Annotated in this window: 12 protein-coding genes; 5 read left to right on the top strand and 7 right to left on the bottom strand. The window is 54.6% G+C overall.

Annotated elements, in window-relative coordinates; genetic code table 11:
- Positions 1 to 253: 253 nt before the first annotated feature.
- Positions 254 to 1,528, top strand: a complete 1,275-nt coding sequence (gene aroA / locus SH248x_RS19390) for a 3-phosphoshikimate 1-carboxyvinyltransferase (protein WP_459555976.1) — start codon at positions 254 to 256, stop codon at positions 1,526 to 1,528.
- A 556-nt stretch (positions 1,529 to 2,084) separates the two neighbouring features.
- The gene (locus tag SH248x_RS19395) at positions 2,085 to 2,399 is read left to right on the top strand and encodes a hypothetical protein (RefSeq protein WP_459555977.1); all 315 of its coding nucleotides are present in this window, start codon (positions 2,085 to 2,087) and stop codon (positions 2,397 to 2,399) included.
- A gap of 358 nt (positions 2,400 to 2,757) precedes the next feature.
- On the opposite strand, the gene SH248x_RS19400 is transcribed toward SH248x_RS19395, so the two are convergent.
- Entirely contained in the window at positions 2,758 to 4,572 is a 1,815-nt protein-coding gene (locus SH248x_RS19400) for a PQQ-binding-like beta-propeller repeat protein (protein WP_459555978.1), read from the bottom strand.
- A 295-nt stretch (positions 4,573 to 4,867) separates the two neighbouring features.
- On the opposite strand from SH248x_RS19400, the gene SH248x_RS19405 reads away from it, so the two are divergent.
- Positions 4,868 to 5,473 (top strand): peptidylprolyl isomerase, encoded by a 606-nt coding sequence (locus SH248x_RS19405; RefSeq protein ID WP_459555979.1) that lies wholly within the window; start codon positions 4,868 to 4,870, stop codon positions 5,471 to 5,473.
- 271 nt (positions 5,474 to 5,744) lie between these two features.
- Positions 5,745 to 5,966: a hypervirulence associated TUDOR domain-containing protein gene (locus SH248x_RS19410; protein ID WP_459555980.1), complete on the top strand. Its 222-nt coding sequence runs from the start codon at positions 5,745 to 5,747 to the stop codon at positions 5,964 to 5,966.
- An 18-nt stretch (positions 5,967 to 5,984) separates the two neighbouring features.
- On the opposite strand, the gene SH248x_RS19415 is transcribed toward SH248x_RS19410, so the two are convergent.
- Entirely contained in the window at positions 5,985 to 6,395 is a 411-nt protein-coding gene (locus SH248x_RS19415; RefSeq protein WP_459555981.1) for a hypothetical protein, read from the bottom strand.
- Between the two features lie 17 nt (positions 6,396 to 6,412).
- Positions 6,413 to 6,829 carry a hypothetical protein gene (locus tag SH248x_RS19420; RefSeq protein ID WP_459555982.1) on the bottom strand — a complete coding sequence of 139 codons (417 nt, stop codon included), beginning with the start codon at positions 6,827 to 6,829 and terminating at the stop codon, positions 6,413 to 6,415.
- A gap of 694 nt (positions 6,830 to 7,523) precedes the next feature.
- Here SH248x_RS19420 and SH248x_RS19425 point away from each other — a divergent pair.
- A complete protein-coding gene (locus SH248x_RS19425) occupies positions 7,524 to 8,738 on the top strand; it encodes a DUF2130 domain-containing protein (RefSeq protein WP_459558626.1) in 1,215 nt (404 codons plus the stop codon).
- 88 nt (positions 8,739 to 8,826) lie between these two features.
- Here SH248x_RS19425 and SH248x_RS19430 read toward each other — a convergent pair whose 3' ends face one another.
- The 4 genes from SH248x_RS19430 to SH248x_RS19445 form a co-directional block, all read right to left on the bottom strand.
- Positions 8,827 to 10,146, bottom strand: coding sequence for a YkgJ family cysteine cluster protein (locus SH248x_RS19430; protein WP_459555983.1), 1,320 nt, complete (start codon positions 10,144 to 10,146; stop codon positions 8,827 to 8,829).
- A gap of 264 nt (positions 10,147 to 10,410) precedes the next feature.
- On the bottom strand, positions 10,411 to 11,760 hold the full coding sequence (locus SH248x_RS19435; RefSeq protein ID WP_459555984.1) for an ABC transporter permease: 1,350 nt from the start codon (positions 11,758 to 11,760) through the stop codon (positions 10,411 to 10,413).
- Between the two features lie 58 nt (positions 11,761 to 11,818).
- Entirely contained in the window at positions 11,819 to 12,178 is a 360-nt protein-coding gene (locus SH248x_RS19440) for a four helix bundle protein (protein ID WP_459555985.1), read from the bottom strand.
- Positions 12,179 to 12,232: 54 nt separating this feature from the next.
- Positions 12,233 to 12,955: an ABC transporter ATP-binding protein gene (locus SH248x_RS19445; protein WP_459555986.1), complete on the bottom strand. Its 723-nt coding sequence runs from the start codon at positions 12,953 to 12,955 to the stop codon at positions 12,233 to 12,235.
- Positions 12,956 to 13,062 lie beyond the last annotated feature (107 nt).

Here is a 13,062-nt window from a genome sequence, read left to right on the forward strand (position 1 = left end):
CAGAAAGACCTGAACATGCAGAAAAAGGGCCACTGGCAGAAAACGACCGCAGCCCGGATGGTCGTCAACCTGCGCGGAATCGGCAAAAAACGGGCTCAATCGGAACTCTATCCCATGTCAGGTTCCACGACTAGTTCACTCTTTGATACCGAATCCAAAATCTCTCTCCGAACCGCTGGTCACCATGGCAATCGCTCTCAGAGCCTGTATCTTAGACACTGTTCAATACTCCCTCTGCGAATGATCAATGACCATGACTGACTCCCAGACAATCACACCGATTTCCCATGCCGTAAATGGCACGATCCGTCCCCCCGGCTCGAAAAGCCTGACGAACCGCGCGCTGATTGTCGCTGCCCTTGCTGACGGTCAATCGACGTTGACCGGCGTTCTCGACAGTGAAGATACGCGCGTCATGGTCGATTCGCTCAAACGCCTCGGCCTCAACGTCACTCAGGATCTGGCAGTCAGGACGATCACCATCGAAGGTGTGGCTGGAAAACCGCCCGAGGGAAAATTCGAACTCTATCTGGAAAACTCCGGCACAAGTATCCGCTTTCTCACCGCCGCTGTCGCGTTAGGAAAAGGAGAATATCTGCTCGATGGGAATCAACGAATGCAGGAGCGGCCGATCATGGATCTGGTCGATGCCCTCAACGGCTTCGGCTCGAATGTCTCGTGCCCCAAAGGCACTGGCTGCCCGCCTGTGCTCGTCAAGGGTAAAGGACTCTCGGGCGGAAACACGACCGTCGCAGGCGATGTCTCTTCGCAGTTCCTCTCAGCACTATTGATGGCGAGTCCGTGCGCCAGTGGCACATCGTTTATCGAACTCAAAGGAGAGTTGGTTTCAAGGCCCTATATCGACATGACCCTCGCCGTCATGCAGGCCTTCGGCGTGACGATCGAAGAGTCCACTCAGGCTTACACCATCACGCCACAGAACTACAACGCAACCGAGTACGAAATCGAACCAGATGCATCCGCCGCCAGCTACTTCTTCGCCCTCGCTGCGATCACCGGCGGTTCGATCACCGTGGAAGGACTCTCCAAAAACTCGCTGCAGGGAGATGTGAAATTCGTCGAGGCCCTTAAGCTCATGGGCTGTGAAGTCGCATGGAACCCCAACAGCGTCACCGTCCACGGCAAGCCTCTCAAGGGGATCGATATCGACATGAATACCATCAGCGATACCGCCCAGACGCTCGCCTGTGTCGCCCCGTTCGCAGAAGGACCGACCCGCATCCACGGCGTCAAACACATGCGTTACAAAGAAACTGACCGCATCACCGCAGTCGTCACCGAACTGCGAAAATGCGGCCTGACCGTCGATGAACACGAAGACGGCATGACGATCCACCCCGGCCCGATACAACCCGCCTCGATCCACACGTACAACGACCACCGCATGGCAATGAGCTTCGCCCTGCTGGGACTGAAAGCCGCAGGAATCGAAATCCAGAACCCCGGCTGTACCGCAAAAACCTACCCCCACTACTTCGAAGACCTGAAATCCCTGATCGGCGCTTAATTCTCCCCCCTTCCGTGGTAGTCCGGGTTGTCCCAACCCGGACGCCGAAGGCGCAAGAATCACGCCAACCGCGCATGCCCCTCGTGCCATAAAAAAACCTCTCAACGCGAGACTCCAGCTTGGAGAAGACTTCCGCCTCCTCCCCCTCTCTTCTTCAAGCAATACCGCAAAAAGCCCCGCGATTTCTGCATTCATCGCCCGCTTCGCTGTTTAACAATGCCCATCGGGCCACATTCATCCCACCGCTTCGCCCCAGTTTTCCCGGTCGAGAACCGAGTCCCGGGAACGATTTCCCGAATTCTCACGCGAATTGAAAACTTTCCCTCAAGATTTCGGTGGTAAAGTTTACAAGTTGACGAGAACGAGATTTTAGCGTCTTGAGGCAGTCCGCTTTTTGCCGTACTTTCCCCCCGCCACTGACGCACATGGTGAAACCACCAGTGCTCAATCGAGAACACTCCGGGCCGTCGCCGACTCCCCCCGCATTTAGCAGCGGCCTTCGTTCTCAATACACTCGAAAGTGGATCCGGACTGACCCTGAAAGGAATCGCAATCCATGAAAACTCTCGTCAACCTCTCACTGTTCTCCATGCTTCTTCTAGCTTCCAGCGGCTGCTGCTGTCACCGCAACTGGTACGGCAACAGCGGTGCCTGCGGCCCATGCGGTCAACAAGGCAGCTTCTACGCTCCAGCGGGCGGCGGATGCTCCAGCGGCCAATGTGCTCCTGCTATGGGAATGCCATCAAGCACCTACACCGTCCCACAGGGTGCATACAACATGCAAGGCGGAGCACCCATGACCGCTATGCCCATGACCAACCCAGGTTATACGACAGCTCTGCTGCCATCTGACCCATTGCCAACGTACTAAGTCAACATTCCTGTCCGGATACGCTCGCATCAGCGTTCGGGGGAGTGCATGAACTGCTGATGCCGACTTCTCACTGGCCCAAAACCCTGGGCCGTTCTCCCTGATGGAGAATGGAGAAAACATGGTCTGAGTTTCAGACCAATACGCACCGACGCGACCGAAGTAGTGTGTCGCCCGGTGTCGTTTCAGGAGGAAACCTGAGCTCAACGATTTCAGGATGAAATCGTCGCGAAGGTCAAGGCCGCAAGGATGCAGCCGTTCCCTTTCGAGAAACAGCGATGCCGGTTCGCCGACATCGCTGTTTTTTGTTGCGCTGTGTAAAAGGTTGAACCACCAGGGCACCAAGACCCCACAAAAATCACGGGGCCGCAACGGCAACTTCCGGCTTCGGTTCAACAACCGGCAGTTCCAGACAAACAGCTTCCGCTGCATTCCTCAAATAAATTCGATTCCCAACCACCACCGGGTGATTCCATGTCCGCCCGTTGAGTGGCTTCATGCTGACGACTTCGGTCAATTTCTTGGGATCCGGTTTGACGAATTTCAGTTCCCCTTCTTCCGTCACGACGACGATCATCCCGGAATCCGCCAACAGCAGCTGCTGCCCTTTGCCATAGCGTCCCCCTTTCCAGGCCCGCTCGCCGGTCTCCAGATTGAGGCAAGCGAAGATCGTGTTGTCGAAACCATAAAGGTGACCATCGAACGTCACGACATCATTGAAATCGGGCTTCATGTTCATCGTCGTCCAGACCTCCCCCGCGACGAGCTTTCCTTCTCCATCTTTGGAAAGCTTGATGCGACGAGTCCCCGTGCCCATGCCGGTCGGGATGATGAGTGAGTCTTCGGAAAGAATCGCCGGTTGATCGGCCCGGTATCCTTCGTGTGGCCAACTGTATTGATAGCGGACCTCACCGGTCGCGGGGACGAGGAAATCGACGCCCGTATTCGATATGGAGAGCAGGTACTCTTCTCCGAGTAGAGTCGCTAATTGCGGCGAGGAATAAGAAAACTCGCCCGCCGGAGCCGACCATTTGAGGTCTCCCGTGTTGGTGTCGAAGGCAAGGAGTCCTTTATCACTTTTACCCCCCGCGTAAACGATAACGTGATCACCCGTCACGAGCGGAGAAGAGGAAAAGCCCCACATGGGAACAGTCGCATCAGAGGGGACTTTAATATCTTTCTTCCAGATTTCTTGACCCGTTCTCGGATCGAGTTTAACCAGATCACCAAGCGCCCCCATGACATACAGCGCACCCACTGCGAGCGTCGGAGTCGCGCGAGGACCAGGACCTCCGAGAGGATCATCAAATCGACCTTCAACCAACGGCTTGGCCCAAAGTTCCCCGCCAGTATCCGCGTCGTAGCAGACCGCCATTTCCTGCTCGCCACGCTGTTCCTGCGTAAAGAGAAGCTTGCCCGCGACAACAAACGAAGACCACGAAGGACCAACAGGAACCCGCCACAGCTCTTTCACGTCGTCCACAGTGAAGCTGGCTGGCAACACCGTTCCATATTGAATTCCATCCCGCCGTGGTCCACGAAACCCAGGCCACTCGGGATTCAAAAGGGTTTGCTCAACCGCAGCCCCGGCGAATTGTTCCACAACGACATCGGAGGCTGCTGGATCACGGGCAGCGATCTGCTCTTCCGATGTTTCTGAAAAGCGCGAAGTCAGGTCGACGGCAAAGTTCCCCCACATCCCACTCGCTTTGAACAACGTCATCGAAGAAAACCCGACCGTTGCCATCAAACAGGCAAAAATCGTCCGCTTGTAACTCAGGGTTCGAGACATGACCGCTGCACCGACTGCAAAGGCAGCCATCCCAATCGGAATCGCCAGGACCATCACAGCAACCCCATGCATCGAGGGGTGCATCAACACCAGCGAAGCAATAAACGCCACGATGACCGCCAAGAACCCGCCCAGTCGCTCCTGCCACGTCGCCCGACTCGCGGTGAGCCACCACAACAGCACGAAAATCCCGCACAGAGCAGGCCCAAACGCCGCAGACGCCCACAGGTTCGTCGGCCCATTTTCCCACCAGGCAGGCAGGTTCCGGGTGATGATCATGCCGACGAGCAAAATGATCGCCGGCCAAACGCGAAGGGGACGATAACGGCCCATGATTCGTTCCTGGGTGGGCTGAGAACTGGTTGGGTCAACGTCGCTCATCTCGGATCTCCTGTGGAATGTCCTACCTCGCCGAACATCATACCGTTCCCGACGCGCTGGCCTCAATGAGGTTCACGGAGGCATTTTGTGTCACGAAATCGGAACTCATCACTATAGACAGACGAAAAATGGAATTTCGAATCCCTGCCCACCCCGGCAGTTCCCGGAACTCTCTGCTTGCATGCGAACACTCGGAAATCCTATGATCATCGTTCGTCGACGTTTGTAAATTCTTGACGAATTTGTGAAGAACTCGCCCGCGTCACTTATCCCGACCCTCTCCAGGAGCATCCCCATGAACGGACACACCGCCCGCCTCGCCTTCACCGCGCTATTGGCCCTCTCGCTCGCGATGAGCGCTTCTCTCACTTCCGCTGCTGAACAAGCCCCCGCCAAATACAAAGTCAAATTCGAAACGACCGCTGGCGACTTCGTCGTCGACGTGACCCGTGAATGGGCACCGGTCGGGGCGGATCGTTTCTATGAAGCCGTCAAAGGCGGTTTCTATAACGATTGCCGCTTCTTCCGCGTTGTCCCCGGATTCATGGTCCAGTTCGGCATCAACGGCGATCCTGCGACTCAGGAAAAATGGCGTGAAGCCAACATCAAGGACGACCCTGTCCGCGGATCCAACAAGAAGGGTTACGTCACCTTCGCCACCGCTGGCCCGAACACCCGCACGACTCAAGTCTTCATCAACTTCGGCGACAATGCCTTCCTCGATAAGCAAGGCTTCGCACCATTCGGCATCGTCAGCGATGGGATGGACAAAGTGGAAAAGATCGAAAGCAAATACGGCGAAAAACCAAACCAGGGCGCCATTCAATCCCAAGGCAATGACTACCTGAAGTCAAAGTTCCCAGATCTTGATTACATCAAAAAAGCCACCATCGTCGAGTAATTCAACCCACGCGTTGAATCCATCCAAACAGCCGGAAGCTTACCCAAGCCCCGGCTGTTTTTTTGCGCTCAACGCAATCGTCACAAAACCTCAACAACGAATTCCACGTGTGCCACGGCTGTGTCAGCCGTGCGGTATTCATTCAAAGTGGACGTCCATTGCGCAATCCCACGTCTGACTCAGCCGTGGCACACAGGAAAAGGGTGTCGTTCACGGGTATACAGATCCTCGCCTTCACATCAAACCGTCAACTGTTCTTTGGAGCAAACTCATGTCAAAACACTACCCCCAAGGCACCCCCGTCAAATGGAAATGGGGCAACGGCTACGGCCACGGAACAATCAAACAATCCTTCGATCGAGATGTCCAGCGAACCATCGACGGCGAAAAAATCACACGCCACGGCAGCAAAGAAAACCAGGCCTACGAGATCCAACGCAAAGAAGGCAACAACGTCCTGAAGCTTCATTCGGAAATCGAAAAGGATGGGTGAACTTAAGCATAGACTGGATTAATCCAGATTATAGGTTGTTCCAGTAGAGACGATCGTATTTGTCGCTCGATCCGCCATGATGAAAAGAACTGGGCCTTCATCTCGCCCTTTTGCGAGGGGAATAAGGATGTCACGATAACAGGTGGACGGCCTCATATAGATAGGATCAACATCTGGAATAACAATCTCTCGGACGTCCTTTCCAAGGAACTCGCCACCGATGATCTGCTCGTAGAAAACGGTCATTTCTGGAGTGAACTGCTCGATATCATGCTGTGGGATTTTCTGTTGAAGGTGAACCCTTTCCGGGCTGAAACGAGGAACTCGGTAAGTGAGCAGTCGATTGGATCCTGGGGCAATTAAAAAAGAATTGGCATAAAGAGAAATGGCAAGAACACAAGAGAGTAAGCCATTAGAAGCAGTCAACATGAGCCGTTTCTCCAACTCTAAAAAAGACCGTTGATAGTCCCTGTTGCAATGATTGTCTGGGTCTGGTTATCTGCAACGAAGTAAATCACCTGCTCGTGACTCGGCAACATGGTCTGAAATCCAAATTCATAGATATCGTGATTGTTGTAAGTCTTCTTCGAGCGGAAGTAAGCGTGCGGATATTCGAACTCTCGTGCATCAAGACCAATGATGCTTCCAGTTTTGATACGTTCGTAAAATGACTGCATCGCTTCAGGAAACTTCTCAACGAGCTCGTCAGGTTCCCGACCTGCCAGCGAGATTCGCGGCAATGATCGATTCATCACGAAGTGATACGTGTCAAGCGACTGCTTCGGAGGATACTTTGCCAAATAAAGCGTCAACAGATTGGACGCAATGACGAGCGTGATCAGGATCTTCGTCGAGATGGACATAGTCAGACTTCAAGACAAAGTGAGAAATAGATGCTGCTAAAGAAAGATACGTGAGGAGTGCAAATTTTGCTGGAAGCAACCTGCGGGAGTGATCCTCTTTCTGTTCGATGGGCCATTTGATACGACAATGCGGCCTCCGTAAAGTACACTGTCCATTTCCCCAGCACCCTGCTGAATGCGAATCACCGAATTCTCACAAAGCACCTTCAAACGCGAGATATCGACCCAAAGCACCATGGAAGAACCGAAGATCCTCTGTCCAAACTGTAAAACGCAAATCCGGCTGACCGAATCACTCGCGGCTCCGCTGATTGAGTCGACACGTCTGGAGTATGAGAAACGCATCACAGACCAGGCGGAACAGGCGGAGTTGAAACTCAAGCAGGAACGAGCCGCGATCGCAGCCGACGAACAGCGCAAGGCGCGCGTCCTGCTCGATGGAGAACTTGAACAACGGTCCAAAGAGCTGGCCGAGCTTCAAGACCTCCTCAAGGTCCGTGACGAAAAATTGCAGGCCGCCCAGCAGATGCAGGCCGATCTGTTGCGCAAGCAGCGCGAGCTCGACGAAGAGCGTCGCGAGATGCAGCTGACGATCGAACAGCGCGTGCAGGAGTCAGTCGTCGAAACGCGCGAGAAAGCCAAGAAAGAAGCTCAGGAAGAACTCAACACCCAGCTCGCCCAGCGCGACAAAGCCATCGAGTCGCTCAAGACCGAGATGGATCAGGCCTCCGCACGTTTCCAGCAGACACTCTCCGAAAAAGAAGACCAGGTCACCAAACGCGAACTGGCCCTCAAACAGGAACAAGCCACACTCGAAAAAAGCAAACAGGATCTCGAAACGCAGCTCGCAGAACGCCTCGCAAAAGAGCGAGCCCAGATCGCCAGCGAAGAAAGCCGCAAAGCGAAACTGCTGTTGGACGGCGAGCTGGAATCGAGCAACAAGCAACTCGACGAACTCAAGGAACTGCTCAAGGTTCGCGAAGAAAAACTCCACGAGGCCCAGCAAAAACAGGCAGAGCTGATTCGCAAAGAACGTGCCCTCGAAGACGAAAAACGCGAGCTCGATCTGACCGTCGAAAAACGCATTCAGGAAAGCCTCTCGGAAACTCGCGAAAAGGCCAAAAAGGAAGCCGAAGACTCCTTGAAGATGCGCATCGCAGAACGCGAACACACGATCGCAGCGATGCAAAAACAGATCGAAGAACTCAAACAGCGAGCCGAGCAGGGCTCTCAACAGTTGCAGGGGGAAGTCCTCGAAGTCGAACTGGAAAACGTCCTGTCAGCGAAGTTCCCGACCGACACCATCAAGCCCGTCCCCAAAGGGGAACACGGCGGCGATCTCATCCACTGTGTCATGGGATCCTTGGCGCAGCCGTGCGGCACGATTCTCTGGGAAACGAAACGAACCAAGACCTGGTCCGACGGTTGGCTCGTCAAACTGCGCGACGACCAGCGAGCTGCGAAAGCCGAGATCGCGATCATCGTTTCGCATGCATTGCCCAAGCACATCGAGTCGTTCGACTTCGTCGATGGCGTCTGGGTGACCAGTCCACGCCACTTCGTCCCGGTCGCCCTCGCGCTGCGTCAATCGCTGATCGAGCTCGCCTCCGTGCGGACCGCCAGCGAAGGCCAGCAGACCAAAACCGAGATGATCTACCAGTACATGACCGGCCCCCGTTTCCGACACCGCATCCAGGCAATCGTCGAAGCCTTCAAAACCATGGAAGAAGACCTCCAGAAGGAACGCAAAGCCATTACCCGACAATGGTCCAAACGCCAGGAACAGATCGAACGCGTCATGCAGGCCACCGTCGGCCTCTACGGCGACCTCCAGGGCATCGCCGGCAAGAACCTCCAGGAAATCGAAGGCCTGGAGTTCCCGCTGATCGAAGATGAGTCGGAAGACTAATTCATGACACAGAGGTCACAGAGAACACCGAGCAAAAGCCTTAGAGTTCCGCGTTCTCTGACCTCGGTGAACTCTGTGCCCTCTGTGGCTAATCTTCTCTAACGGTTTGCTCAACCGCGAACCGCTGTTCCGTCACCACATAACGCGTCACCAGTTTCTCAAGATCTCCCTTGGTCGCCAGTGTCCGAACCCTCTGCTTCGCGGATGCTGATCCCAGAGACGGCGAATACCCATGGTGGTGGTCCGCGATCGTGATCGCGAGAATCAGGTCATCCCGGCTGATCCGTCGACGACCATGCCCCACTGCGATCCAGCGGGCGATATACATGATCGAAGCGACCAGCAGAACAAGCGCCTGATAACCTTCGACCACGCTGGTCTGATAATAAGGTCGACCACAGAAGTGCATGCCTTTGAGTTTGACCTGCATCAGACGCCGCAAAAGTTCGACGTCGTCCGCGGCGATCGGCTCAAACGTCTCCTCAATCGCAGCGAACGGCACCGCTTTGAGATCAGGATGCAAAGGCAGCGTCTCCCCCTTGCCAGCTGAAAACCGCAGAGCCGCTTTGACGAGTTTCCAGCGGTAAGACATCGTGATCTGCTGGAAGTTTTCCTTGCGCGAATACTGAGCCGCCAGAAGTCGAAACGACGTCTGCGAAATTCGACTCGGCTCCTCCTGCACCGGCAACTCCGGCAGCTCTTCGATCGACGCAGCAGCCACGAGTTCAATCAATTCGCGGACACGCGGACCTTTGATTTTCCCGTAAGAGGCTTGTTCGAGCAGGCCTGTCCAGAAAAGCGTTCTGACGAGACTCAGTTCCAAGGCGACCAAGTCGTCCGCGATCGCTTCTTCGAGTAGCTCAGAAACTCGCAACACATCCGCCCAGTCAACCGAGACGCCACGCTTAAGAGCAGGAGCAGGCGAGTCCCGAAAGTTGGCAGGCGTCGTTAAGCCAATCAGCTCTTCAATGTCCTTCTTCGACTCGCTGACATTCTTCCCGAGATTCGCTGCCACCGACGGGCAACTGAAACGCAGGCTGACCGTCATCGTCTTACCAGCAGGGTGAAACGCATACGGATAGATCCGACACGCCAGAGGCTTGGCATCCTCGCCGAACTTGGCATGGATGCGACAGAGCCCTTTTTCGTTCAAGAAAATACAACTCCCATCCGCTTGATTCGATAGCCGTGTCCAGCTCTTGGAGAACATCCCGCCATCAGTATGAAACAGCTGCGACGAATCGCCTTTCACAACCGAGCCCAGATGCTCGTCGTTTTCCCACTGCTGAGAGAGGATGCGCTGCTTATCCTCGTCACGAATATAAATTGCATGCTGCTTACAGCAACCGCCACAATTGTGGCAGCTCCAATTCTGAACCGTCGGCAGCGTGAAAGAGATTTTGGCCATACCGGGATTCTAGGCAGAAACCCAGTCAATGGAAACGGCGAGAGTGTTAATGAGTTTTACTCAACGAATTGGATGACGATCCCGAATAAAACGCTGAACGATCTGAGAAGCGACGATCCGGGAGGGCGAACCTCCGTGTGAGCCGCTTCTTTGCGTTGCGAGACTTCAGCCGCGGGCTTGAGCTGGAAGGCTCCGACGGTTCTTCGGTTTTCTGCACGTCAATGCGAGGTCAATTTGAGAATCGATCGGCCAGGTTCGCCTCTCTTACTCGTGTCGCAACGCCTCAATCGGATCCAGTCTCGCTGCAGAGCGCGCCGGATAAACCCCGAAGATCACTCCGATCGCGACGCTGATTCCAAACGCGATCGGCAGACTCCAGATCGCCACTTGCGGCTGCATCTCCAAAAAGATGCGGCTGATGTCAGACGTTCCCGAACTACCCGAAAGAACGAACTGATTCACCGCGAACTTAAGCCCCGTAAACGCCACCGGAGTCATCAGTCCCAGAAAAATACCGACCAGCCCGCCAGTGCCCGAGAGCACAATCGTCTCCGTCAGGAACTGATTGATGATGTCAGACCGCTTCGCCCCCAGCGCACGCCGAATACCAATCTCTCGCGTACGCTCGGTCACGGTGGCGAGCATAATGTTCATGATCCCGATCCCGCCGACAATCAGACTGATCGCCGCGATCGAGCCCAGCACGAAGTTGAAGATGTAACGGATCTGGTCGGCCTGTTTGAGAAGCTCTAAAGGCACAACCACCGCATAGTCCTTGGAACGCGGATGGTTTCGTTCGACCGATTCACGCACCACTTCCGCCGTCGAAATGACGTCCTCTTTGCTCCCCACCTGCAGCGTCACCTGCGAAAGCTCGATCTGCTCGGCAGAGAACGAGCCTGCACTTCGCTGAACATTCAGAATCCCGAAGCGTACCTTCATCGTCGTCAGCGGGATGTAAACATCCTTATTATAATCCTGCCCCGACATGCTCCCGCCGATCGCAGCAGAAGCCGTTCGCTCGTTCGTCACGCCGATGACCTGATACGCCTGATTCTCCAGCTGTACGATCTTGCCCAGCGGATCTTCATAAGGAAACAGCGCCGCAGCCGCCTGTGAACCAACGACACAGACATTCTCCAGCGAATCAAGATCATGCCCCGTCAGGAAACGCCCTCCGGGAGCCATGTTCAAGTGGTTGATCGTCAGATACTCCGGCGTGCAGCCGACGATCCGGACGTTCAACTGCCGGTGCTGGTAGCGAGCCTGTTTGACAATCTCGCGCATCGGCGTTGTTTGTGTGATCGTCGGAATCGCGGTCAGCAGGCGATAATCTTTTTCGAGCAGCCCGTAACGCAGCACACGCGAGTTACTGGAACTCGCCGTATTCTCCCCATCATCCGGCGGCTTAACCGACCGAACGATAATATTGGTCGCCCCCAGTTCGAGCACCTGACGCTGCGCCTGCGAAGACGCCCCTTCCCCAATCGCCAGCATCGCGATCACGGAAAAAACACCAAAGACGATCCCCAACATCGTCAACCCCGACCGCAGCTTATGCAGCAACAGCGACTTGATGGCGAGGCGAACAGTACGGAAGAATTGTGTATTCATGTTTTGGTAATTAGGAATTAGTAATTGGTAATTAGCCGAACCAAGAGAAATCAGATCGCTATGTGTTTGAAAGCGAAACAACAAGTTTTGTCAACATCTTGCCAATAACCTGGCTTTCCTGCCAAATCGGGACGACGTCATCGCGTTCGATAAGATTCAGTCGGACACATAATTCAAGTTGAGTTTCCAATTCCATGAGAGAACCACGTGCAATTCGCACATGCCTGAGAAAGTTACCTTCACTCGCCCCATAACCTTCTGCAAGGTTGCAGGGAATAGAAACTGAACACCGTTGTATCTGAGAAATCAATCCGTATCGTTCGCTGTTCGGAAGTTTATCTGACAACCGATAAACGGCTTCGGTCAAAGTCATCGATTTCTGCCAGACATCCAGATTTCGAAAGCTCTCAAACGCCATGTCTCAACCTGTCTTTGGTTTGGCCAATTACCAATTACTAATTACCAATTACGATCAGTGCGGAACGGGCTGCGCGATACTCTCGTATGCGAAAATTCCCTCGCCTGCGACCAAGCCATCCTTCATGAAGATCTGTCGCTTGGTCTGAATCGCGACGTCAGGTTCGTGGGTCACCATGATGATCGTTCTACCCTCGGCGTTGAGATCTTTCAGGATCTGCATGATCTCCGTCGCAGTAACGGAGTCGAGGTTACCAGTCGGCTCATCCGCCATGATGATTTCGGGATCATTGATGAGCGCTCGCGCGATCGCGACACGTTGTTGTTGTCCCCCGGACAATTGGAACGGGCGGTGGTCAAGACGTTGGCCTAACCCGACACGCGAGGCGATTTCAATGCAGCGTTTTTCATCGTAGCTGGTAATCGTCGGTGCCCCCTGCCGGTACTGCAGAGGCAGCAGGATGTTCTCGAGAACCGTGTACTGCGTGATCAGATTAAACGATTGAAAGATGAACCCGATCATCTTGTTGCGAATCCCCGACAGCTTGTCATCAGACATCGTCGAGACATCCACCCCGCCGAGCATGTACTTCCCGCTGCTGGGGCGATCCAGACAGCCCAGAAGATTCAATAACGTCGACTTCCCCGACCCCGACGACCCCATGATCGCCAGAAAGTCCCCCGTCGGAATATCCAGCGTCACGCCACGCAGCGCCCGGACGACGTTGTCGCCCATGTAGTAGGTCTTCATCAATTCCGTCAGTTGTGCAGCGTACATCGTCGTCATTCGTCTGTGTAAAACTTCGCAGCGAGTAGGCCGCGGTGCATGGGTTCTTCGCCTGTTCAATGCAGGCGATGTCCAGGTCAATCAGCACGAGTGGTCAA

It is taken from the genome of Lacunimicrobium album (genome assembly GCF_052161635.1).
In the GTDB taxonomy this organism is placed as follows: Bacteria; Planctomycetota; Planctomycetia; order Planctomycetales; family Planctomycetaceae; genus SXPC01.

Coding starts and splice junctions, on each gene's coding strand:
- aroA (WP_459555976.1), top strand. CDS start 254: ATGACTGACTCCCAGACAATCACACCGATTTCCCATGCCGTAAATGGC.
- SH248x_RS19395 (WP_459555977.1), top strand. CDS start 2,085: ATGAAAACTCTCGTCAACCTCTCACTGTTCTCCATGCTTCTTCTAGCT.
- SH248x_RS19400 (WP_459555978.1), bottom strand. CDS start 4,572: ATGAGCGACGTTGACCCAACCAGTTCTCAGCCCACCCAGGAACGAATC.
- SH248x_RS19405 (WP_459555979.1), top strand. CDS start 4,868: ATGAACGGACACACCGCCCGCCTCGCCTTCACCGCGCTATTGGCCCTC.
- SH248x_RS19410 (WP_459555980.1), top strand. CDS start 5,745: ATGTCAAAACACTACCCCCAAGGCACCCCCGTCAAATGGAAATGGGGC.
- SH248x_RS19415 (WP_459555981.1), bottom strand. CDS start 6,395: ATGTTGACTGCTTCTAATGGCTTACTCTCTTGTGTTCTTGCCATTTCT.
- SH248x_RS19420 (WP_459555982.1), bottom strand. CDS start 6,829: ATGTCCATCTCGACGAAGATCCTGATCACGCTCGTCATTGCGTCCAAT.
- SH248x_RS19430 (WP_459555983.1), bottom strand. CDS start 10,146: ATGGCCAAAATCTCTTTCACGCTGCCGACGGTTCAGAATTGGAGCTGC.
- SH248x_RS19435 (WP_459555984.1), bottom strand. CDS start 11,760: ATGAATACACAATTCTTCCGTACTGTTCGCCTCGCCATCAAGTCGCTG.
- SH248x_RS19440 (WP_459555985.1), bottom strand. CDS start 12,178: ATGGCGTTTGAGAGCTTTCGAAATCTGGATGTCTGGCAGAAATCGATG.
- SH248x_RS19445 (WP_459555986.1), bottom strand. CDS start 12,955: ATGTACGCTGCACAACTGACGGAATTGATGAAGACCTACTACATGGGC.